Annotated in this window: 23 protein-coding genes; 7 read left to right on the top strand and 16 right to left on the bottom strand. The window is 26.8% G+C overall.

What is annotated here, in order from left to right:
* Positions 1-25 precede the first annotated feature (25 nt).
* The 4 genes from SAR11_RS04660 to SAR11_RS04645 form a co-directional block, all read right to left on the bottom strand.
* On the bottom strand, positions 26-253 hold the full coding sequence (locus SAR11_RS04660; protein ID WP_011282048.1) for a hypothetical protein: 228 nt from the start codon (positions 251-253) through the stop codon (positions 26-28).
* A 14-nt stretch (positions 254-267) separates the two neighbouring features.
* Positions 268-2,184 carry a TolC family protein gene (locus SAR11_RS04655; RefSeq protein ID WP_041185788.1) on the bottom strand — a complete coding sequence of 639 codons (1,917 nt, stop codon included), beginning with the start codon at positions 2,182-2,184 and terminating at the stop codon, positions 268-270.
* Positions 2,185-2,269: 85 nt separating this feature from the next.
* A complete protein-coding gene (gene secG, locus SAR11_RS04650) occupies positions 2,270-2,569 on the bottom strand; it encodes a preprotein translocase subunit SecG (RefSeq protein WP_006996993.1) in 300 nt (99 codons plus the stop codon).
* A 5-nt stretch (positions 2,570-2,574) separates the two neighbouring features.
* Positions 2,575-3,315 (bottom strand): triose-phosphate isomerase, encoded by a 741-nt coding sequence (locus SAR11_RS04645; RefSeq protein ID WP_006996994.1) that lies wholly within the window; start codon positions 3,313-3,315, stop codon positions 2,575-2,577.
* Positions 3,316-3,371: 56 nt separating this feature from the next.
* On the opposite strand from SAR11_RS04645, the gene SAR11_RS04640 reads away from it, so the two are divergent.
* From SAR11_RS04640 to gltX, 7 genes are all read left to right on the top strand, one after another.
* Positions 3,372-4,793 (top strand): SurA N-terminal domain-containing protein, encoded by a 1,422-nt coding sequence (locus SAR11_RS04640; protein ID WP_011282044.1) that lies wholly within the window; start codon positions 3,372-3,374, stop codon positions 4,791-4,793.
* A complete protein-coding gene (trpE, locus tag SAR11_RS04635) occupies positions 4,793-6,247 on the top strand; it encodes an anthranilate synthase component I (protein ID WP_011282043.1) in 1,455 nt (484 codons plus the stop codon). The genes SAR11_RS04640 and trpE overlap by 1 nt, the downstream gene beginning before the upstream one ends.
* Positions 6,247-6,822, top strand: a complete 576-nt coding sequence (locus SAR11_RS04630) for an anthranilate synthase component II (protein ID WP_011282042.1) — start codon at positions 6,247-6,249, stop codon at positions 6,820-6,822. Before trpE ends, SAR11_RS04630 begins: the two co-directional genes overlap by 1 nt.
* Entirely contained in the window at positions 6,819-7,811 is a 993-nt protein-coding gene (trpD, locus tag SAR11_RS04625) for an anthranilate phosphoribosyltransferase (RefSeq protein ID WP_011282041.1), read from the top strand. Before SAR11_RS04630 ends, trpD begins: the two co-directional genes overlap by 4 nt.
* Positions 7,804-8,595: an indole-3-glycerol phosphate synthase TrpC gene (locus tag SAR11_RS04620; RefSeq protein ID WP_011282040.1), complete on the top strand. Its 792-nt coding sequence runs from the start codon at positions 7,804-7,806 to the stop codon at positions 8,593-8,595. The genes trpD and SAR11_RS04620 overlap by 8 nt, the downstream gene beginning before the upstream one ends.
* A gap of 88 nt (positions 8,596-8,683) precedes the next feature.
* Positions 8,684-9,361, top strand: a complete 678-nt coding sequence (gene lexA, locus SAR11_RS04615) for a transcriptional repressor LexA (RefSeq protein ID WP_006997000.1) — start codon at positions 8,684-8,686, stop codon at positions 9,359-9,361.
* Between the two features lie 22 nt (positions 9,362-9,383).
* Complete coding sequence (gltX, locus tag SAR11_RS04610) at positions 9,384-10,784, top strand: glutamate--tRNA ligase (protein WP_011282039.1); 1,401 nt, start codon at positions 9,384-9,386, stop codon at positions 10,782-10,784.
* Here the strand turns inward: gltX and lpxB are convergent.
* From lpxB to tsf, 12 genes are read right to left on the bottom strand one after another with little or no spacing between them, the layout of a single operon-like run.
* Positions 10,761-11,897 (bottom strand): lipid-A-disaccharide synthase, encoded by a 1,137-nt coding sequence (gene lpxB, locus SAR11_RS04605; RefSeq protein WP_011282038.1) that lies wholly within the window; start codon positions 11,895-11,897, stop codon positions 10,761-10,763. The genes gltX and lpxB overlap by 24 nt on opposite strands.
* A complete protein-coding gene (gene lpxI, locus SAR11_RS04600) occupies positions 11,894-12,679 on the bottom strand; it encodes a UDP-2,3-diacylglucosamine diphosphatase LpxI domain-containing protein (protein ID WP_011282037.1) in 786 nt (261 codons plus the stop codon). Before lpxI ends, lpxB begins: the two co-directional genes overlap by 4 nt.
* Before the next feature lies 1 nt (position 12,680).
* Positions 12,681-13,463, bottom strand: coding sequence for an acyl-ACP--UDP-N-acetylglucosamine O-acyltransferase (lpxA, locus tag SAR11_RS04595; protein WP_011282036.1), 783 nt, complete (start codon positions 13,461-13,463; stop codon positions 12,681-12,683).
* Positions 13,460-14,440 (bottom strand): UDP-3-O-(3-hydroxymyristoyl)glucosamine N-acyltransferase, encoded by a 981-nt coding sequence (gene lpxD / locus SAR11_RS04590; protein WP_011282035.1) that lies wholly within the window; start codon positions 14,438-14,440, stop codon positions 13,460-13,462. Before lpxD ends, lpxA begins: the two co-directional genes overlap by 4 nt.
* A 52-nt stretch (positions 14,441-14,492) precedes the next feature.
* Positions 14,493-14,933, bottom strand: a complete 441-nt coding sequence (gene fabZ, locus SAR11_RS04585; RefSeq protein ID WP_011282034.1) for a 3-hydroxyacyl-ACP dehydratase FabZ — start codon at positions 14,931-14,933, stop codon at positions 14,493-14,495.
* 6 nt (positions 14,934-14,939) lie between these two features.
* A complete protein-coding gene (locus SAR11_RS04580; protein ID WP_011282033.1) occupies positions 14,940-15,464 on the bottom strand; it encodes an OmpH family outer membrane protein in 525 nt (174 codons plus the stop codon).
* Positions 15,464-17,701, bottom strand: a complete 2,238-nt coding sequence (bamA, locus tag SAR11_RS04575) for an outer membrane protein assembly factor BamA (RefSeq protein ID WP_011282032.1) — start codon at positions 17,699-17,701, stop codon at positions 15,464-15,466. The genes SAR11_RS04580 and bamA overlap by 1 nt, the downstream gene beginning before the upstream one ends.
* A gap of 7 nt (positions 17,702-17,708) precedes the next feature.
* Positions 17,709-18,875 carry a 1-deoxy-D-xylulose-5-phosphate reductoisomerase gene (locus SAR11_RS04570; protein WP_011282031.1) on the bottom strand — a complete coding sequence of 389 codons (1,167 nt, stop codon included), beginning with the start codon at positions 18,873-18,875 and terminating at the stop codon, positions 17,709-17,711.
* A 1-nt stretch (position 18,876) separates the two neighbouring features.
* Positions 18,877-19,539 carry a phosphatidate cytidylyltransferase gene (locus tag SAR11_RS04565; protein ID WP_011282030.1) on the bottom strand — a complete coding sequence of 221 codons (663 nt, stop codon included), beginning with the start codon at positions 19,537-19,539 and terminating at the stop codon, positions 18,877-18,879.
* On the bottom strand, positions 19,539-20,216 hold the full coding sequence (uppS, locus tag SAR11_RS04560) for a polyprenyl diphosphate synthase (RefSeq protein ID WP_011282029.1): 678 nt from the start codon (positions 20,214-20,216) through the stop codon (positions 19,539-19,541). Before uppS ends, SAR11_RS04565 begins: the two co-directional genes overlap by 1 nt.
* Positions 20,213-20,764 (bottom strand): ribosome recycling factor, encoded by a 552-nt coding sequence (gene frr, locus SAR11_RS04555; RefSeq protein WP_011282028.1) that lies wholly within the window; start codon positions 20,762-20,764, stop codon positions 20,213-20,215. The genes uppS and frr overlap by 4 nt, the downstream gene beginning before the upstream one ends.
* Positions 20,765-21,616 (bottom strand): translation elongation factor Ts, encoded by an 852-nt coding sequence (tsf, locus tag SAR11_RS04550; RefSeq protein ID WP_006997013.1) that lies wholly within the window; start codon positions 21,614-21,616, stop codon positions 20,765-20,767.

Here is a 21,616-nt window from a genome sequence, read left to right as displayed (position 1 = left end):
TTCTGTTTCTTTTTAGGTTTTTGGGTCAATTGGTTCTTCGTCTAATTTTACCAGTTATTGTTTGTCCTGGTTTTGCAATTGATTTATTGGGTGTCTTTCTAATACCTCCAATTTTACCTGTTATAGTTTGTCCTGCTCTTGCTTTAACCACACGAGGTAATTTATGTGTTTTAGGTGCATTCAATATGTTTCCTGAAACTTTTTTTTTATTCGAGGCAACTTTAACCTTAATATTCTTTGTAATTTTCTTCATTAGATCTCCTTAATTTATTGGATTTTTGAAGCTTTAACTATTTCAGCTTTTTCTTTTAATGTGGTACCTATTATTTTTGCTAAATCTTTTTGGCTCTTTAAAATTGGATCCACTATCAAAGTAAATTGATCATCAACTGTAGAATTGATATTTTTTGCATTAACAATGAGCTCTATTTCATGAATGTCACCTTTTAGTACCGAGTCTATTAAAAACGCTCTTTGCGTTGGTAAAAAATCTATCCAACTAGGTAATGGTTGATCATTTGCTAATCTTGCTGAATATTGAACAGAACCTTGACCTTCAAGTTTGAATGTTTTATCTGAAAATTCAAATTTTTTATAATTTTCATCAAATTGTTTAGCAACTGGATTTTGTTTTTGAATAGGTTCTGTTACTTTTGCAATGTATTTTTTACCTAAACCACTAAATTTATTCTTAATTTCATATGCAAATAATTCCGTTCCCCCTACTATGGTGTCTCTTGTGGTAATATCAATTCCAACTGAGGTATAAACTTGTGCAATTGAATGTTGCATTTTAGAGAATGAAATGTCTCTTCTTAGTTCAGCAACAAGAGTACCCGCTTCTTCTCTAATTAATTCTAATTCGCCAAATCTTGCAATTTTTTGTGCGTTTCGAACTTGGTCGGCAATTTTTGTTGAAACTTTTAAATAACGTTCAGCCGTATCATATTCTTCCATGCTCATTTGAAAATCGATATTTGCTAAATGAACTTGTGATAAAATAGCCATAGATAAAGCAAGACGTTGTTCTTTAATAATTTCTGTATTTGCCTCATTCATTTTCTTAATCGATGGTGCTCTAAAGACATTTAATAAGTTTGCGCCAACTGAAGAACCAAATTCAAAATTTGATTTATTTTGTAGATAATCATTTGAAGAACTTGTGAAAGCTGCGTTAATATTAAAATTAGGTAACAAAGATCTTAATCCAACTTTAGTTTCAGCAACGGATATTCTTTCTTGATATCGATTTTCTAATAACTCTGCTCTACTAACTAAAGCATGTTTTTCCATGTTTTTTAAATCCATGTCTAAAATATTGATAGGTTGATTGGTTGCTACTAATTTATAGCTTTGGTTGGGCAACAATCCCATTAAGGTTCCTAATTCAATTTTAGAATTAATTAAAGTTTGTCTTTGTGTAATAAGAGCTCTCTTTATATCTAGCAATTCTTTTTGATACAAAAGTGCATCCATTGGTTTTTGTAGCAACATCTCTTCTATTTTTTGAGAGTCGCTTAAAGCTATTTTTACTTTTTTAATTAAAGGATCGTATTTTTGAATTAACTTATCTGCAGAAAGAGCATTCCAATAAGATCGAATAACTTCTTTTGCAATATTGTTAGCTGATTTTTTTTCTATCTCTTTTGCAATTAAAAATCGATCGCTTGTTTGCCCTGCTCTGATATAAGACAAACCAAAATCAAGTGCGTTCCAAGCAAAACCTATATCTTGATCAACAACATCTCTATTTCGTGATGTAGAGTATGTAGACCCTTTGGATGCTGCTATATCATTATTTCCAACAGTTGCACTTGTGGATGATTGATAATTGTCACTTCCAGAATAACCTGCATTAGCTGACATGGTTGGTAACATGTCAAACTTTACGTCTTTCAATTGACGGTCCGCTAATGCGGTTTCGAATAATTTTACTTTTAAATCTTTGTTATTTTCGATTGCAAGGGCGATCGCTGTATATAAATCAATGTCTAAGTTTTTTTGTAATATTTCATTTTGCTTTCTAATTTTTGAAATTTTTTCAATATCTTCATCAGCAGATTTCTTTAAAAAATCAAAAGAAAATGGCAATGGGCCTCTATTGGCGCACGAAGCCAACAAGCTAAGGCTTAAGATTAATACAATTTTTATAATTTTTTGGTACACGAACTCTTTATAAATCATTAGAAATATTCTAATAAAGGTTGAGTGACCAGTTTGGGTTTTTAAAGGTAAAAGTATTTATTTCTTAAACTTTTTTTTTAATTTTTTAATTATTTTCAGGAATTGAAGGTGTATCACTAGACTTTTCTTCAATGATATCCAAAACTGATTCAGTAGGTGTTAACTCACCTCTAGATATAATTGTTAAAGCTAAGCTACAAATTATAAATAAAGTTGCAACTACTGCAGTAGCCTTCCCCATAAAATTACCTGCAGATCTGGAAAGCATAAAATTATCCTGAGAGACACCTATGCCAAGAGCACCACCTTCTGATTTTTGTACAAGTATCAAAAGTACAAGTATTGTTGCTAGCACTAAGTTGACTACTAATAAAATATTTTCCATGTGGCTTAACTATACGTTTTTTTGACTATATCAATAAATTTTTTAGCACTTTGAGATGCACCACCAATCAAAAAACCATCAATATTATTAATTTTTTTTAAGTTTGTAATATTTTCAGGGTTGACTGAACCTCCATATAAAACTTTTGGCAATTTATCTCTAAATTTACTTTTAATAAATTCTATAGTTTTAAAAAGATCATATGATTTTGGTATAATGCCACTGCCAATAGCCCAAACAGGCTCATAAGCAATAAAAATATTAGATTTATTTTTAATATTTTTTAGACCAATTTTAATTTGTTTAGATAAAATTGAACGTGTCTTTTTTTTTCTTTTTTCACTTAAAGTTTCACCAATACAAAAAATAACTTTTAATTTAGCTTCGAGAGCACTTTTTATTTTTAGATTAATTAGTTTATCACTCTCACCTTGTTTTCTATTTTCAGAATGACCAATAATTACAAAATGCGCACCAATGTTTTTTAACATACGGGAATTAACATGGCCAGTGTGAGCACCATAATCTTTGCTTTCATGACAATTTTGTCCACCAATACCAATTTGACAATTATTAAATTTTTTAGCAAAAGAACTTATTAAAGTATTTGGAGGGCAGTAAATTAATCTACCTCCCTTTATTTCTTTAGATTTTGAAAATCTAATAACTTTATCCAATGTATTTAAAGAAGATAAATTCCCATACATTTTCCAATTAGCTACAAAATACATATATTTATTTGTCATAATGAAAAATTTAATCTATAGCTTGGTATTTTAAAGATCAATAAATTAATGAAGTAATGATAAATCCTTTTAAAAATTTTTCTAAAAAGAAAATTGGTGGTCTACTACTAATTTTTGTAATTATAGTAGCTTTTGGTTTTGGTGGTTTTGGTGGAGGATTTAGCACTGGCAATCAAAACAACATAGCTAAGATAAATAATACTAATATTTCTACACAAGATTTTATGGATTATTTAAATGAATCAGGATTAAGCCAACAGGTAATTAAAGAAAATATCGATAAAAATATTATAGAAGAACTTTTATCTACATTAGTATCCACGACTCTTCTTGATCTTGAAATAGAAGAACTTAATCTTTCAATCACAGAAGACGTATTGATTAGAAAAATTAAAAATAATAAAAATTTCCATGATGAAAATGGATTATTTCAAAGAACATTATATGAAAAATTTTTATTAACAAATAATTCTTCTGCAGCCATGTTTGAAATACGCTTGAAAAATAATGAACTTCAAAAACAATTATTTACCTACATAAGTGGTGGAACAAAATCACCAGAATTTTTAATTAATAAATTTTATAAAGAAAATAACAAAAAATTAGATATCGAATATATCGATCTAAGTACCTTTTATAAAAAAAAGGAAATGTTTACAGATAACGATATTAAGTTTTTCGTTGAAGAAAATGCAGAAAAATTAAAACAAGATTATATTGATTTCTCTTTTGTTGAAATTAGCCCAAAAAACTTACTAGGTATTGATGATTTTAATCAAGCATTTTTTGATAAAATTGACGATATAGAAAACCAAATATCAAAAAATATTGACTTTAAAACTATAGTTAAAAATTTGGATATTTCCCCTACCGAAGTTAACTCATACATAAATCTTGATAATAAAAAAATAATAGAAAATATGATCTATAATTCAAGAGAAGATAAAATTGAAATTCTTGAAAATAATGGTGCTTATATTTTTTACAATATAAATAATTCAATCTCTAAATTGCCAGATCTTGAAAATCCTATAATTAAAGAACAAATTACAAATCTTCTATTTCAAAAAGAAAAGTTGGAATTTAATAAAAATATTTTAGAAAAAATTAATAAAAAAACATTCAATCAAGTGTCATTTGATGAGTTTGGTAAAAACAATATAAAAGAAATTAAGCTAGATTCTATAAATGATACTAAAAAATTTGAGACAAACTCAATTCAAATACTCTATTCTCTTCCTATTAATTCTTTTACATTAATTGCAAACAATGAAAATGATGTGTTTATTGCAAAGACTATAAAATACGAAGAAAAAAACATTAACAAAAATTCTGCTAATTTTGGAAAAATATCTTCTGAAGAGGGAGCTCAAAGTAAAAATAATATTTTAAAATCATATGATTTATTTTTAAATAACAGATACCAAGTTGTTGTGAATGAAAAAACACTTGAGCGAGTTAAAAATTATTTTAAATAATGTTAAACAGAAACTTTAATGATTTTAAGTTTCAACATAAAAGAAACAAAAATCAAATCCTCTACACCACTAGGAAAATAAGAAATGATGACGAAATCCTAAATCTAATAGATAATTTTCTTATAGAAAAAAATAGTTTTGTTTTTGAATCCGTAGAAAAGGGAAAAATAAGAGGTAGATACACTATTTTTGGTAAAAACCCTGATAAAATTTGGGAGTTCAATAATAATAATTCATATTTAGTTACAAACAAAACTAAAAAAAGAATTAAAGGAAAACCTGAAAAAATTATAGAAAAGATAATTGAAGAATTTAAATTTAAGATACCATCAGGGCTTCCTCCTATTAGTTCATTAATTTCTGGTTATTTTTCTTATGATTCAATTAGATACATAGAAAAAATTCCAAACAAATGTAGAGATGATTTAAAACTACCTGATGTAAGGCTTTTAAGACCAAGGGTGTTAGTTGTCCACGATAACTTGAAAAAAAAGATTTTTTATATTGTTAATATCTTTAAGGATGAAAAAATTACAAATTATAAGAGTAGATACCTTGAAATTGAAAAACAAATAAATGAATTATTAATTCAAGCCTCTCTCCAAAAAAAAGATCTTAATAAAACCATTATGAAAAATATAAAAATTAAATCTAATACAACTAAGCATAAGTTTTTAAAGATGGTGAGCAAAGCTAAAAAATACATAAAAATTGGAGATATTTTTCAAGTCGTCTTAAGTCAAAGGTTTGAAGCTAAATTGTCTAAAAGACCATTAGAAATTTATAAAAAACTTAGAACTACTAACCCATCTCCATTTATGTATTTTTTTAATTTTGATGATTTTCAAATTATAGGTGCTAGTCCAGAAATTTTAGTAAGACTAAGAGATAACAAGATTACTGTTAGACCAATTGCTGGAACTAGACCTAGGGGTAAAGATTTAAAGGAGGATAGCTTTTTTGCAAAAGATTTGCTTAAAGATAAAAAAGAACTTTCTGAACATTTAATGCTACTTGACTTAGGTAGAAATGATGCTGGTAAAGTTTCTAAAATAGGAACTGTTAAAGTTACAGATAGTTTTATGATCGAGAAATACTCTCATGTAATGCATATAGTTTCTAATGTGATGGGCATTTATAATAAAAAAATTTCAAAATTTAAATCACTACTTGCTGGATTTCCTGCAGGGACTGTTTCTGGTGCACCTAAAATTAGAGCTATGGAAATTATTGATGAGCTAGAAACCACTAAAAGAAAAGTATATGCTGGAGGAATAGGTTATTTTTCTGCGAATGGTGAGTTTGACACATGCATTGCATTAAGAACTGCTGTTGTAAAAAATAAAAAATTTTATGTCCAAGCTGGTGCAGGAATAGTAGCTGACAGTAATCCAATTAAAGAATACGAAGAAACTGTTAATAAAGCCAAAGCTTTAATGAATGCATTAAAATAATGAAAATTTTATTAATAGATAACTATGATAGTTTTACATTTAACTTATATCACTATGTATCATCACTAGGCGTTAAAGTTGATGTGGTTAGAAATGATAAAATCACCCATACACAAATACTAAAAATTAAATATGACAGAATTATTATATCACCAGGACCAGGTAATCCAAATCAATCAGGAAATTGTATTAAAATAGTAAAAGCACTTTATAGAAAAATACCAATTCTTGGAGTATGTTTAGGTCATCAAATTATTGGTCAAGTTTTTGGTTCAAATATTATTCAAGCAAAAAAGTTAATGCATGGGAAAACTAGTTTTATAAAATCAAAAAAAATAGGTATACTTAAAAATCTTCCCTCTAAATTTGAAGCTACAAGGTATCACAGTCTTATAGTTGATAAAAAAACGTTATCTGATCATCTTGAAATTACTGCAGAAACTGAAGATGGAATTATAATGGGCATAATGCATAAAGAATATAATATTCACGGTGTTCAATTTCACCCTGAAAGTATAAAAACTACCATTGGAATTAAAATATTAAAAAATTTTATTAATTACAAAAGTAAATGAGAGTTTTCATAGATAAATTAAAAGATAAACAAGATTTATCATTTGCTGAAAGCAAAAATGCTTTTGAAATCCTAATGAATGGCAAAGCTTCAGATGATGAGATTTTTGATTTTTTAACTCTACTTTCATCTAAAGGTGAGAGCTCAGATGAAATTGCTGGAGGGGTTTTTGTATTAAGAGATAAATCTAAAAGAGTTAACGTTGATGATTGTATAGATACATGTGGAACGGGTGGAGACGGTATGAACACACTTAATATTTCAACCGCTTCAGCACTACTTCTATCTAGTATGGGGATAAAGGTTGCAAAACATGGTAATAAAGCTGTTTCCTCTAAATGTGGTTCAGGAGATGTTTTGGAAGCTTTAAATATAAAGATAGATTTAGAGCCTAAAGATATTGAGGAACAAATTAAAAAAAATAACTTTGGTTTTATGTTTGCACCTAACTATCACAGTGCAATGAGGTTTGTTGGTCCTACTCGAAAAAAAATAGGAAAAAGAACAATTTTTAATATGATTGGTCCCTTAAGTAGTCCTGCACTAGTTGATAGACAAGTAATTGGTGTTTTTGATAAAAAACTATTAAAAATTTTTGCTAATGCTTTGAATAATTTAGATATTAAATTTGCCTGGATTGTAAATAGTGAAGATGGATTGGATGAAATATCACCTTATTCAAAAACTAATGTTGTTCAATTAAAAGATGGTAAAATTTCTGAAATGTTAATTGATCCTATAAAACTAAATATAGGTGCAAATAAATTTGAAAATTTACTTGGTGATGATGCAAAATTTAACGCAAATAAAATGTTAGATATATTTAAAGGTGAGGATAATGATTTTTCAAAGGCTGTTTGTTTAAATGCTGCAGCAGGTCTTATCGTTTCAGAAAAATATACAATTTTTATTGATGCTTATAACGAAGCAAGAACACATATATTGTCAGGAAAAACATACAATGACTTAAAGGAAATTCAAAATGTCTAAAGATGTACTAGAGGAAATTATTAAAAAAAAAATTGAAAAAGTTGATTTATTAAAAAAATCAATTTCATTAAATTCTTTAAATGAACAAATAGATCAAAATAAATCATTTATTAACTTTAAAGATAAAATTCAAAACAACATTGATAATAATAAAATTTCACTAATTGCAGAAATAAAAAAGGCAAGCCCATCTGCTGGTATTATAATAGATGATTATAACCCTATAGAAATTGCAAAAATCTACAATAACAATAAAGCAACATGTTTATCAATTCTTACTGAAGAAGATTTCTTTTTGGGCAGCCTAAGTGACATTAGTAAAGTGAAAGAAAAAATAAATTTACCTGTCTTATGTAAAGATTTTTTTATTGATAAGTTTCAAGTACCTCTTGCAAAAAGTTATGGTGCGGATGCAATATTAATTATATTAGCTGGTGTCTCTGACGACCTTGCTAATGAATTATATGAAGAAGCAATGAGACTTAATATGTCAATAATTGTTGAGGTCCATACAATTGAAGAAGCTGAAAAAGCTCTTAACTTTAAAGAAGCATTAATTGGAATAAATAATAGAAATCTTAAAACTTTAAAAACAGATCTTAATACAACTTATGATATCTATAACGTCTTAAGTAATCACTCCTCCCCTTTAATTTCTGAAAGCGGCATTAAAACAAAGGAAGAACTTCTTTCTTTAGAGAACAAAACAGAAATAAAAACTTTTTTAATTGGTGAATCACTTTTAAAAAATTTAAATAAAAATTCTATTTTTTCCGTTCTCTAGTAAAATAAGCCCCTATTTTAAACATTTTTTAGCTATTGCAGAATTAAAAGAACACTTGTAGAACAGATTTTGTACTTTATTTGTTCTTATGCTAACAAAAAAACAAAAAAACCTGCTTTTATTCATCAACAAAAAGTTGAGAGCCTCAGGTGTATCTCCTTCATACGAAGAAATGAAAGATTCTTTAAATTTAAAGTCTAAGTCAGGAATACACAGATTAATAAGTGCCTTAGAAGAAAGAGGTTTTATTAGAAGGTTAGCTCATAAAGCTAGAGCTTTAGAGGTTATAAAACTTCCTGAAACAGCTTCTGCTAATGATATTTACAATAGCTTTTCACCTAGTGTTATCAAGGGTGGTCTAGATACAGAAAATACTAACTTAAATGAAATGGAAATACCTGTATTAGGTAGTATAGCAGCGGGAACACCTGTGGAGGCAATACAAAATGAAGTTTCTCGTATACCTCTTCCAAGCAACCTTGAAAAAAACGGTCAATATTTTGGTCTAAAAGTTCAAGGTGATTCAATGATTGAGGCTGGGATTAATGAAGGTGATACTGTTATCATAAAAAGATCTGACACTGCTGATAACGGTAAAATTGTAGTAGCTTTAATAGATGAACACGAGGCAATGTTGAAAAGAATTAGAAGAAAAGGAAAAACTGTAGCACTTGAAAGTGCTAATAGAAACTATGAAACCAAAATATTTGGTCCAGATAGAGTAAAAGTTCAAGGTGTTCTTGTATCTTTATATAGAAACTTCTAAGAAAATAGTCTAAAAATCATTGATGTCAAAAGTAGCAACAAGATTTGCTCCCTCTCCTACTGGAGCTCTTCATATTGGTGGTGTAAGAACTGCTTTATTCAATTGGCTATATTCTAAAAATAAAAATGGGACCTTTCATTTAAGAATTGAAGATACAGACAAGGAAAGATCTAAAGATGAACACAAAATTCAAATTATCAAGTCTTTAAAATGGATTGGCATTGATCATGATGGTGATGAATACATTCAATCAACTAAAATTAATGATCATGTAAATGTAGCTAATGAACTGCTTAAAAATGGTCATGCTTATAAATGTTATTGTTCAAGTGCTGAAATAGAAGAGCAAAAAAAACGAGCAAGACAAAAAAAACTTCCTTATGTTTACAATAGAAAATGTAGAGATCTTCAAGAGACTAATGCACCTACAATTATCAAACCAGTAATTAGATTTAAAATTAAAATTGAAGGAACTTCAGTACTAAAAGATTTGGTGCAAGGAGATGTTGAAATTGAGAATACTACAATAGAGGATTTTATAATATTAAGAAATGATGGAACGCCGACATACAACCTTTCAGCTACTGTAGATGATCATCAAATGAAAATGACACATATAATTAGAGGTGATGATCATAAAATTAATACATTCAAGCAAATGCAAATATATTTAGCAATGAGTTGGGATCTTCCTAATTTTGCACATATTCCATTAATCCATACTATTGAAGGAAAAAAACTATCAAAAAGAGACAATGCATCAACATTGGACGATTACTCTAAAATAGGAATAATGCCTGATGCTTTAAGAAATTACTTATTAAGATTAGGCTGGTCTTATCAGGATAAAGAAATATTTACACTAAAAGAAAGCATTGAACTCTTTAATTTAGAAGGAATTGGTAAGTCTCCATCAAAACTAGATATGAGCAGAATATTATCATTGAATGAACATTATATAAAAACTATTAATGAAAATGAACTTTACGATCATCTTGTAAAATATTGTGAAATTTATAAGGAAAAAATTAAACCTGAAAAAGAAACAAAAATTAAACCTTCATTAATCTTTCTTAAGAATAAAGCAAAAACATTAGAAGATATATTTAATAATGCTAAATATATAATTTTTGATGATGTAAAATTTGAAGATAAAGATTTAGAATTAATTGATGATAAAGCAAAAAGTATCATAAAAGAGTTTAAGGAAAAACTAATTTCAATAAATACATTAAATAAAGAAACACTTGAACCCATAGTTAACGATTTAATAAAAAAATATGAAACTAATTTTAAAGGTGTAGGTCAGCCCCTAAGAATTGCTTTAACAGGATCAAAATTTGGTCCTGGCCTGTATGATATAATTATTTCTTTGGGGAATGAAGAAGTGGAACGAAGATTAGGAAACAAGATAATTATTTAAGATTAAAGCTGCTTCACTTGATGAAGAAGATTTTGACTTAATTCCCTCTAAAGTTTTTTTACAATCAACTAATTGTTTTTCAATTAACTCTGGGTTTTTAAGAAAATATGTAACAGTTTTATATATCTCTTCAGCATTACATTCTTTTTGTAATAATTCAGGTATCACCTCCTTGTCATTAATAATATTAATGATGTTTGCGAATCTAACATTAACTAATAATTTAAATATCATAAAATTTATAAAACCTAATTTATAAATAATTATTGAAGGAATATTGGCACTAGAAATTTGAAGTGAAATTGTACCTGATTTAGAGACTGCAAAGATTGAATTAGATAAAACCTGATTTTTAATATCTTCATCTGAAATTATATCTATATTATCTAAATTAGTTTTTTTTACTTTATTGATTATAAATTCTTTATTTTCGTCTGTTGCATGAAAAACAAATAAATGATCAAGTTTTTTTTTGTTCATCAATTTAATAAAATTTAATAAAATTGGTAAAAGAACACTTGTTTCTGATTTTCTACTACCTGGGAATAAGGATATAATTTTTTTATCTTTAGAAATTAAATTATCTAATGATGTGATTACATTGTCTTTTTTTTCAATTAAGGGATGCCCAACAAAAGTATTTTTAATATTTTCTTCATCAAAATATTTTTTTTCAAAATTAAATAATAAAAGTATGTGATCAATAAATTTTTTAATTTTTTTAACTCTATTTTTTCTCCAAACCCATACCTGAGGAGCGACATAATGAATTATCTTTATGTTGTGATTGATATTCTTTACTTTTTCAGCAACTCTTAATGTGAAATCAGGACTATCAACACTAAATAAGATATCAGGATTAAATTTTATAATTTCCTCAACAGTTTTGTTAATTTTTTTTCTAATTTTGAAGATATTAAACAGCACACTAGTAAAACCAAGATATGTAATCTCTTTGAGATCAAATATAGATTTAATTCCTAATTTTTTAATATGTGTTCCACCTACTGACAAATATTCAATATTTGGATTATTCATTTTAAGTTTAGAGATAACTGTTGAGGCTAATTTATCACCAGAGGGTTCGCCCGTTAAAATAAAAATTTTTTTCATATAATCTTAACAAAAATCTTATTTTTATTAGCAAATGCTATGCATTTAGCTTTATCTAAAAATATATTTTTTTTAGATCTTAATACTATTCCTTTTAGGCCATATTTTTTACAATCTTTCAGAGTTTGAAGGCCAATAGTTGGTAAATCCATTCTTAAATCCTGTTTTTTTTTAGGTAGCTTAATCAATATTCCTTCAGATTTTTTCTTTAATTTTGATAACATTTTCTTAGTTCCCTGCTGGTCTTCAATAGCTAGAATAGTATTATCTTTAACAATGATTGCTTGAACGTGGTCTAGACTTTTTAGTTTATTAAAGTAAGTAATTCCCATTTTAATAGAGTTGATGTCCTTTCTATTAGCTTTCAATTTAGTATAATTTCCTCTTTTAACCGTTAGTTCAGGATTAAAAAAGACAGAACTAAGAACTTTTATTTTTTCATTATCTAAAATTTTTATTATAGCTTTAATAATTGCTGCATCACCTAATTTTGCTGCTTTTAAGATACTAGGCATATAATAAATGCCTTTAAGGTCCAATCTTAATGTTGAAAATTTTGGTTTTGCAATTTTACCTGCAAATAAAACTTTTTTTGATTTTTTTTCTTTAATTAAATCTATTATTTTACCAAACTTACCAATGCTTATTCGATTAGAGTTTATATCGTTTTTAAATTTATTATTTTTTGAAAAATCAATTATAAAATATCTTTTATTTAATTTTTTTATATTTTTAAGAACAGCTTCTGAAAAATCTGTATCTCCTAAAAATAGTCCAATCATTTTATTTTGAAAATGGTGTACAAATAGGTCTTTTTTTATCTTTCTCTAAAAAATTCACTACCTCTAATACAAGCTCGTTCTTTTTAAAATCTTGATCTAGTTTGATTAAATTTTGAGTTAAATTCTCATCCTTAAAAATTTCTTTATAGGCATCACTTAAATTTAAAATTTTTTTATTTGGAATATTCTTTCTTCTTAAACCTATTAAATTTAATCCTTGTAATACACTTCGATTACCATGAGCAATTCCGTAGGGTATGACGTCTCTTACAACACCACACATTCCTCCTATCATTGCTGACCTTCCAACTCTAGTAAACTGCTGTACAGCTGAATTACCTCCTATTATGACATTACTTTCTATATGAGCGTGTCCTCCTAAAGGAACGTTGTTAGCTAGAATAACGTTATCTTCGACTAAACAATCATGTGCTATATGTGAAGAAACCATAAATAAACAGTTATTTCCTACTTTAGTTATTCCACCACCGCCAGCAGTTCCGGGGTTAATGGTTACATATTCTCTAATTTTATTGTTGTCACCAATTTCAAGCTTCGTTTCTTCACCTGCAAATTTTAAATCTTGAGGATCATTTCCAATTGATGCAAATGAATAGATCTTATTATTAGTTCCAATTTTGGTATGTCCAACAATACTTACATGTGATTGTATTATGGAATTTTCTCCTATTTCAACATTGGGACCTATTAAAGCGTAAGCTCCAATACTAACATTGGCACTAATTTTAGCTTTTGGATCAATAATTGCTGTTTTATGTATCATTTACTTTCTTTTAAAAAATCTCTAATATTTTTTGCAGGATATCCCATTACTTTTGAATTATCCTTGATGTTTTTTATCACTCCACTACCACCTGCTATTTCAACATTATTGCCAATAGTTAAATGACCAGAAATCCCAGCTTGTCCACCAATTCGAACGTTGTTGCCAATGATGGAGCTACCAGCAATTCCTACTTGACCTGCTATAATTGAATTATCTCCAATTTTAACATTATGAGCAATGTGAATTTGATTATCTAAAAATGAATTTTTTCCAATAACAGTGTTAGACATAGAGCCTCTATCAATAGTGCAACCACAACCGATTTCAGAATTTTCACCAATTATTACAATTCCAATATGGGGATATCTTAAATTTTTTTTACTAACAGGAAAAAAACCAAACCCATGCTTACCAATAACGCAATTATCTAAAACTGTAACGTTATTATCAATTAATGTGTTTCTTATAATAACATTTGATCCTATTGAGCAATTATCACCAATTGAAACATTCTGTTCAATAATAGAATTATGACCAATTAAGCAATTAGATCCAAGGGTAACATTGTCACCAATTAAAACATTTTTTCCACATTTTACTTTATCTTTAAATTTTGTTTCAGCTATATCTCTTGCTGTATAATCAAAGTTATCATTAATTGAAGAAGGATAAAACTTTGATGTAACTTTAGAAGTTGAAACCAAAACATTCTCAACAATTAATGGTAAGCAACTCTTTGGTAATTCGTCTTTTAAAATCTCAGTTGTTAAACAAAAAGAGGCTTTGGTATTTTTTGCAAAATTTTTATATTTTTTAGAATGAAAAAAAGTAATGTCATTTTTTTTTGATGTAAGTAGATCTTTAATATCATTAATTTCTTGATCATTATCAATATTAAGGTCATCAAGATTTATTAATTGTAAAATATCAGATATATTAAGGGGACCATTATTTTTAAAAAAAGGATTAATCACAAATCCTTTTTACCAAAGCTAATTAAGCTGTGTTATCAAGATTTGTTGCTGATTATTTCTTATCAACGATAGTAGCTGACCATTGAGCATCAGCCATTTTTTTTCCATCAACAAAGGCATCACCTTTATATTTCCAAACCCTACCATGAGTTCTGATCGCTTGAATTTTTAATTCTAGTTTACAATCAGGTATTACAGGATTTCTAAATCTTGCTTTTTCTATACCCATTAAAAAAACTAGCTTATTATCATATGTTTCTTTATCTAAACCATGAGCCGTTAATGCTGCAGCAGCCTGACCGAATGCTTCTACAATTAAAACGCCTGGCATAACAGGATTATTGGGAAAATGACCTTGCACAAAAAAACTGTCTTTTTTTACATAAACAATAGCTGTGGCAGAAGATAGTTTTTTAATATCGTGCAATTCATCGATTAGTAACATTGGCTCCCTATGAGGTAGCAAATTAGCAATTTGTTTTTTATCTAGCATCTCTATTTATTTGTTAATCTTAAATTCTTTAACTTCTGAATTAACAATTTTAATAACTTCGTCTGTAATGTCTAGTTGTGTTTTAGCAACAACTAAATCTTTTTTTTGTAAAATAATAGCTATTTCTTTGTCATTTGAAAATTTAACTAAAATTGGATTAATCAATTTTAAAAGATTATTGGTATTATCTATTTTTAATTTATTAAAATCAGACAACATTTTATTTCTATTTTGATTGTAGTTATTAATTTCAGATTTCAGTTCATTAACCTTATTTTTAAAATCATTTTCAGATATAATATTTTTTTGAGAAATTAATTTTGTTTCTTTTTCTTTGAATTTTTTTTCTTCCTCATTCAAAAATTTTAAATTTTTTTTATTAAGATCTGTTAATTGTTTTAAAATTGAAGAGCCTGCATTAGATGTTGAAATAACTTTATCCATATCTATGAATGCTATTTTTTGTTCAGAAAAAACTATATTCGTAGAAAATAAAAAAATAATTAAAAATGATGCGAGTAGTTTTTTCATTAAAAAGTGGTACCTAAATTAAACCTGAAAGATTCAGTTATATCATTTTTACCTTTAGTAATAGCTTCAGTTAAAGAAAAGTTTAGAGGACCAACTGGCGTGAAGAAATCTACAGCTATTCCTACAGATGATCTAATTTTACTTTCATCGCTTAATGATGAACTATAATCTATACCCCAGACATTTGCTGCATCAAAAAAAACAGAAAAATTAGTATTCTGTGAATTAGGTAATATTTGAGAAAGACTTGTTGCTATATTTATTGAAGCTGCATAATTACCACCAATAAAATCAGCCCCATCTTTTGGACCAACTTTTCCAGACTCAAACCCTCTTAGTTTACTTGCTGGTAAATACAATCTATCAGAAAGTTTAATATCTTTACCAGCTAAAGAATTTGAGATTTGCCCAAAAAAACCAATCGAAAAAATATTTTCGTCTAGCCATTCATTATAGATTTTATAATCATAAGTGTTGGTTAAGGTATAACTTTCACTTATTAAAGGAATATTTTGTGAGAACCTACTAATGTAACCATCAGAGGTTTTGTATCTTTGGTCTCTCTTATCATAACTAAAAGTATGATTAAAAAAGGTATCAAAATATGAACCTTCTTGTTTTTTCATACTAGCAGAGGCTGTGCTATCGGTTTCTAGTTTTTCAACATACGAAGAAACACCTGTATTCCAATAAAGGTCATCATAAAACTCGAAACCACTTCCAACAGAAAAACCAGTTTTATTTGACTTATAACCAAAATTTTTAAGTCTATCTGTGATCGTACTTTCCAATGAGGTGTTTAATGATCTGTTAGAGCCCTTATAGTTAGGATTATTCATTGAAATAATTCCTTTAAGACTTTCAGTGCTGACTGAAATATCAGATGCAAACTCTATACCTCTACCAAGAAAATTATTTTCTGATACACCAAAAGCAAAAGTTCCACCACCAGTACCAACACCAGCTCCAGCCATAATTTCCCCTGTAGGTTTTTCTTCAACTGTAATATTAATTATTTTTTTATTTTCATTATCGATATCTAAAATTTCAGTCTCAACTTTACGAAAAAAATTAAGTCCTCTTAAGTTATTTAATGTTCTGGTTTGAAGTAACTCATTAAAAGCATCTCCTTCATCAACCAGAAGATTATTTCGAATTACTTCTTCAAGGGTAACATTATTACCTAATATGTTAATTTTTTCGACATAGAATTTTTCTGATTCATCTATATCGAATGTAAGATTAATTAAATTGTCTTCTATACTCTCGTTAACAGTAGATTTTAGAAACTCAAATTGTTCATTCAAAACAATTTTATCAATTTCTTTTAAAATTTTATCAATGGAGTTGAGAGAATAATTTTCTCCTTTAAGATTTTTAAAGATATTATCTAATTGCTGAAAATTAGCACGATCATAATCTAATGGAAGATTAAGATTAAATTCATTAAAATAAAATTTATTACCAGATGAAATATTATAGATTATTTCAAACTCATCATTGCCAAGATAGTTAGCAAATGACGACTCAATTACAACGTTAAAAAAACCTTTATTCTTATAAAAATTATTTAACAATCTTTTATCATAATTAATTAAATTTTCATTCAAGTATTTTTTACCAGAAAGAAACTTCCAAAATTTATATTCCTCACTAATAATTATATTTTTTAATGTGCTGTCTTTAAATTTTTTATCCCCAATAAATGAAATTTTTGAGATTTTTGATTTTTCACCAAGTTCAATTTGGTAAAGGAGATCAATTTTATTATCCCCTAAATCTTGATAGGAGGATGTGACTTTAGAAAAGTAATAACCATCATCTTTAAGAAAACTTAATATAGCTGATTCATCTTTTTTAATTAAAGTTGAGTTATAAGAGGATCTATTTTTTAAAGATAAAATTTCATATAAAGATTCTTTTGTTTTTTTTCTTTTAATTCCCTCTATTAAAACTGTTTGAATTATTGGATTTTCCAATACATCTATAGTTAGATTATTATTTTCAATTTTAACTGCAACATCTTTAAAAAAACCAGATTTATATAATTTTTTTAAAATTTCATTTATGGAATTTTCGTCTAAAGGTATGTTGTCTTGAATTTCTGAAAAAACTAATATTGTTTCATTAGATATTCTCTCATTACCATTAATAATGATTTTTTCATAATTTTTTGAGTTTGACGAAAATGTCAAAAAAATAGAGAGTAATATTAATTGAATAAAAAATCTAAACATAGCGAGTTTATACACTCATAGAGCTAATTTTTAAACTTACATAATCATTTAAATTTTGAATTTCATCAATATTTCTGGGCTTCATTGACTTAAATTTATTGAATTCAGGAGTATTACAAATTTTTATCAATGTATTAGATATATCATTAAATTTAATCTTATTATTTAAAAAAAGTTTCACTAATTTATCATTTGCACTCACAATTATAGTCTCAAATAAAGAATCTTCATTACTCAAATTATTAAGAATTTTAATTACTGGGAATCTAATATTATCAATTTTTTTAAGATTTAGATTATTTAACGTTTTAATATCGATATTTTTTGATTTAAGTTTTTTGTCGGTATTAAAATAAATAGAATTAAATATTGGAATTGTCATATTGGTATCATGAACTAAAAGTTTCGATAAACCATTATTAAATTTTACTATTGCATGTAGGTATGACTTTGGATGAATTAATATTTCAAGTTGTTTATAATTTAAATTAAAGATTTTTTTTGCTTCTATAATTTCAAAAACTTTATTCATCATTGTAGCAGAATCGATTGTAATTTTTTTTCCCATCGACCAATTAGGATGTTTTAATGCATCTTTAACTGAAATATTTCTAAATTTTTTTAATGATAAGTTTCTAAAAGGACCTCCAGAAGCTGTTATGTAAATTTTTTCAAAATTGTTTTTTTTATTGTTATCTAATAGTGACCAAATAGAAAAATGTTCAGAATCTACTGGTACAAAATATGTTTTATATTTTTTTAAATCTTTTTTAATTAAATTCCATCCACATATAATGGATTCTTTGTTTGCTATCGCTATAGTTTTGGTAAATTTAATAATATCCAAAGTTGGTTTTAATCCGTCAAATCCTGAAATTGCACACATTGAATAATCAATTTTATTATTTGTATTAAAAATTTTGTTTAATGAATCAAAGTTATTAAAAACTTTAACTTTAGCATTTTTCAAAAGTTTGGTTGTAATTAAAAAAGAATTATAATCGGTGACAATTACATTTTTAACATTAAACAATTTAACTTGTTTTATTAATTTCTTATAATTTTTATTTACTGTGAGTAATTCAATTTTAAAGTTTTTTTGATCATCTTTAATAATCTTTAATAATGATGATCCAATAGAGCCTGTAGATCCAAAAATTGCAATTTTTTTCATACTAAATAAATATAAACAAAAAAATCCCAAGTGGTATTGCAAAAATTATTCCATCTATTCTATCTAAAACTCCTCCATGGCCAGGCAGCAAATCACTCGTATCTTTAACTTTTGCTTTGCGCTTTAAAAGTGAAATAAATAGATCTCCTAATTGAGATGTTAGGGAAATAATGATTGTTATTAAAAAAAGATTTACTATTGATTGATCAATTTGAACTTTATAAAAAAAGGGGATCAACAGCATGGAGAACATGAAAGAACCAATTGATCCAGAAATTGTTTTATTAGGGCTGATTTTAGTTAGTTTTTTTCCTTTAAATATTTTTCCACAAACAAGCCCTCCAATGTCTGACAATATTGCAATTAAAACAGAATATAAAAGGTAGATTTTAAGATTAGAATTCTCTGATTCTATAGTAAAAATTAAATAAACTAATCCTGATAAATAAATTAATGATAAAGCTTTATAAGAGAATCTAAAAAATTTATCCTTTAAAATATCTTTTTTAAAAATTTTTGATATTAATGCATAAAATTCAATCCATGAAATTATTGCTATAATAATTAAAGAAATTATCATTATATACGAGTAAAAAAACATTCCTATTAAAAGAGCAATAAGAAGTATTGAAGTTAAAATTCTTTTTTTTATATTTGAATTCATTAAATTGATCCGAAATTTCTTTTAATATTTTTAAATTTATTCATAATTTTATCAAAATCTTTACCTTTAAAATCAGGCCATAATTTTTTTTCAAAAAATATCTCTGTGTAAGATAGTTGCCAAAGTAAAAAGTTGCTTAGTCTATTGGTATTTCCAGTTCTTATTAAAATATCAGGGTTCGGTAGATGCTTTGTATACAAATTGTTATCTATATTTTTTTCATTTATTGTAATTTTTTTTCGTTTAATTTTTTTTACGGTATTAATTAATTCAATTTTCGAACCATAGTTTAAAGCAATATTAACTTGTAACGTTTTTTTATTAAAAGTTTTTTTTTCTGATAATTTAATTAATTTTTGAAGTTTTGTAGGTAATTTATTTAATTCACCAATAAACTTAAGCTTAATATCTTTTTCAATAATTTTACTAATCTTTTTTTGTAAAAAGTTTTCTAATAATTTAAATAAAAAAACAATTTCATTTTTGGGTCTTTTCCAATTTTCAGAAGAGAAGGTATAAAGAGTTAAAAACTTAATTTTATGGTTAATGCAATGATTAATGATTAGATCGACTGTGTTTAAACCAGCTCTATGACCTGCATTTCTTGATTGTTTATGCTTAACGCCCCATCTACCGTTTCCATCCATGATGATGGCAACATGTTTAATTGGGTTCATATGGTCATTATTTCTTTTTCTTTAACTTCAACTTTAGTATCTATGATTTTAATATGTTCGTCTGTAAATGATTGTACTAATTTTTCATTAATCTTTTCTTCATCTTCACTAATTATTTTTTCTTTAACTAGGTTTTTTAAATCATCATTGGCTTCTCTTCTAATATTTCTAATTGAGATTTTACACTTTTCACCCATAGATTTGATTAATTTTTTAATCTCTGTTCTTCGTTCTTCATTTAAGTCTGGTACAGGAAGTCTAATTAATTGACCATCAATTTGAGGATTTAAACCTAATTCTGATTTTTTAATTGCAGTATCAACAAGTGGCACATTATTAAGATCCCAAACTTGAATATTAATAGTTCTAGCATCTGGAGTTGTTATGCTTGATACTTGATTTAAAGGCATTGCTTGACCATAAACATCAACCTTAACAAGATCTAACATCGAGGAATTTGCTCTGCCAGTTCTTAATGATGTTAACTCTTTCTGAAAAACCTCAATGGTTTTATCCATCTTCTGGCTATATGATTTTTCATTAAACATTTATTCACCTATTTTAATTCTTAGAAAATTGTTAATCTTTAAATCGGGTATGTTTAGTTCTTTTATGATATCTTGAACTTTCTTTTTTGGTTCCATAACCCAGGCTTGTGTTAATAAGGCATTTTCTTCTTTAAATTTATTCATTTTACCTAAACTAATCTTTTGTGCAATATCCTCAGGTTTTCCTGAGTTTTTTAACTCTTCAGCAACAAGATCCTGTTCTTTTTGAAGAAGATCTTTATCAATTAAATCTGAACTTAGTGCCAAAGGATTTGAAGCTGCAATATGCATTGAAAGTTGTTTACCAAAAGCTTTAACATCTTCACTATCGTTTGAGGTCTCAAGTGAAGTTATGACTGATAATTTAGACAAATTATCTTTAACTACAGTATGCAAATAATTAAAGTTTTTAGAACCTGGTTGGCTAAATGTTTTTGCTTTACCAAGTGTTATCTTTTCTCCCATTTTTGCAATTAATGCAACAAGGCTATCTTCAACTGTTTCTCCATTTGCCATTTTTGATTTATTGAGTTTCTCTAAGTCAGATGAATTTTGATTATTCAGTTCACTTAATTCTTTTGCAAAGGATACGAAGTCATCATTTTTAGCAACAAAATCTGTTTCACAGTTAATTTCAATAATAGATATTTTATTTTCATCGCCTGAAGTTGCAATAACACCTTCTTTAGCATCTCTTGACATTTTTTTTGAAGCTTTAGAAATTCCTTTTACTCTTAAAATTTCAACAGCTTTATCTAGGTCGCCTCCAGATTCTTTGATTGCTAAATTACAATCTTTAAATCCAGCACCAGTTGCTTCACGTAATTGTTTTACTTTTTCTATATCACTCAT

It is taken from the genome of Candidatus Pelagibacter ubique HTCC1062 (assembly GCF_000012345.1).
GTDB lineage: Bacteria > Pseudomonadota > Alphaproteobacteria > Pelagibacterales > Pelagibacteraceae > Pelagibacter > Pelagibacter ubiqueversans.
Note: the sequence above shows the minus strand (reverse complement) of the source record. Positions and strands in the feature narration are given on the sequence as shown.

Bases quoted from the DNA above. Each gene is read 5' to 3' on its own strand.
- SAR11_RS04660 (WP_011282048.1), bottom strand. From the start codon at position 253: ATGAAGAAAATTACAAAGAATATTAAGGTTAAAGTTGCCTCGAATAAA.
- SAR11_RS04655 (WP_041185788.1), bottom strand. From the start codon at position 2,184: ATGATTTATAAAGAGTTCGTGTACCAAAAAATTATAAAAATTGTATTA.
- secG (WP_006996993.1), bottom strand. From the start codon at position 2,569: ATGGAAAATATTTTATTAGTAGTCAACTTAGTGCTAGCAACAATACTT.
- SAR11_RS04645 (WP_006996994.1), bottom strand. From the start codon at position 3,315: ATGACAAATAAATATATGTATTTTGTAGCTAATTGGAAAATGTATGGG.
- SAR11_RS04640 (WP_011282044.1), top strand. From the start codon at position 3,372: ATGATAAATCCTTTTAAAAATTTTTCTAAAAAGAAAATTGGTGGTCTA.
- trpE (WP_011282043.1), top strand. From the start codon at position 4,793: ATGTTAAACAGAAACTTTAATGATTTTAAGTTTCAACATAAAAGAAAC.
- SAR11_RS04630 (WP_011282042.1), top strand. From the start codon at position 6,247: ATGAAAATTTTATTAATAGATAACTATGATAGTTTTACATTTAACTTA.
- trpD (WP_011282041.1), top strand. From the start codon at position 6,819: ATGAGAGTTTTCATAGATAAATTAAAAGATAAACAAGATTTATCATTT.
- SAR11_RS04620 (WP_011282040.1), top strand. From the start codon at position 7,804: ATGTCTAAAGATGTACTAGAGGAAATTATTAAAAAAAAAATTGAAAAA.
- lexA (WP_006997000.1), top strand. From the start codon at position 8,684: ATGCTAACAAAAAAACAAAAAAACCTGCTTTTATTCATCAACAAAAAG.
- gltX (WP_011282039.1), top strand. From the start codon at position 9,384: ATGTCAAAAGTAGCAACAAGATTTGCTCCCTCTCCTACTGGAGCTCTT.
- lpxB (WP_011282038.1), bottom strand. From the start codon at position 11,897: ATGAAAAAAATTTTTATTTTAACGGGCGAACCCTCTGGTGATAAATTA.
- lpxI (WP_011282037.1), bottom strand. From the start codon at position 12,679: ATGATTGGACTATTTTTAGGAGATACAGATTTTTCAGAAGCTGTTCTT.
- lpxA (WP_011282036.1), bottom strand. From the start codon at position 13,463: ATGATACATAAAACAGCAATTATTGATCCAAAAGCTAAAATTAGTGCC.
- fabZ (WP_011282034.1), bottom strand. From the start codon at position 14,933: ATGCTAGATAAAAAACAAATTGCTAATTTGCTACCTCATAGGGAGCCA.
- SAR11_RS04580 (WP_011282033.1), bottom strand. From the start codon at position 15,464: ATGAAAAAACTACTCGCATCATTTTTAATTATTTTTTTATTTTCTACG.
- bamA (WP_011282032.1), bottom strand. From the start codon at position 17,701: ATGTTTAGATTTTTTATTCAATTAATATTACTCTCTATTTTTTTGACA.
- SAR11_RS04570 (WP_011282031.1), bottom strand. From the start codon at position 18,875: ATGAAAAAAATTGCAATTTTTGGATCTACAGGCTCTATTGGATCATCA.
- SAR11_RS04565 (WP_011282030.1), bottom strand. From the start codon at position 19,539: ATGAATTCAAATATAAAAAAAAGAATTTTAACTTCAATACTTCTTATT.
- uppS (WP_011282029.1), bottom strand. From the start codon at position 20,216: ATGAACCCAATTAAACATGTTGCCATCATCATGGATGGAAACGGTAGA.
- frr (WP_011282028.1), bottom strand. From the start codon at position 20,764: ATGTTTAATGAAAAATCATATAGCCAGAAGATGGATAAAACCATTGAG.
- tsf (WP_006997013.1), bottom strand. From the start codon at position 21,616: ATGAGTGATATAGAAAAAGTAAAACAATTACGTGAAGCAACTGGTGCT.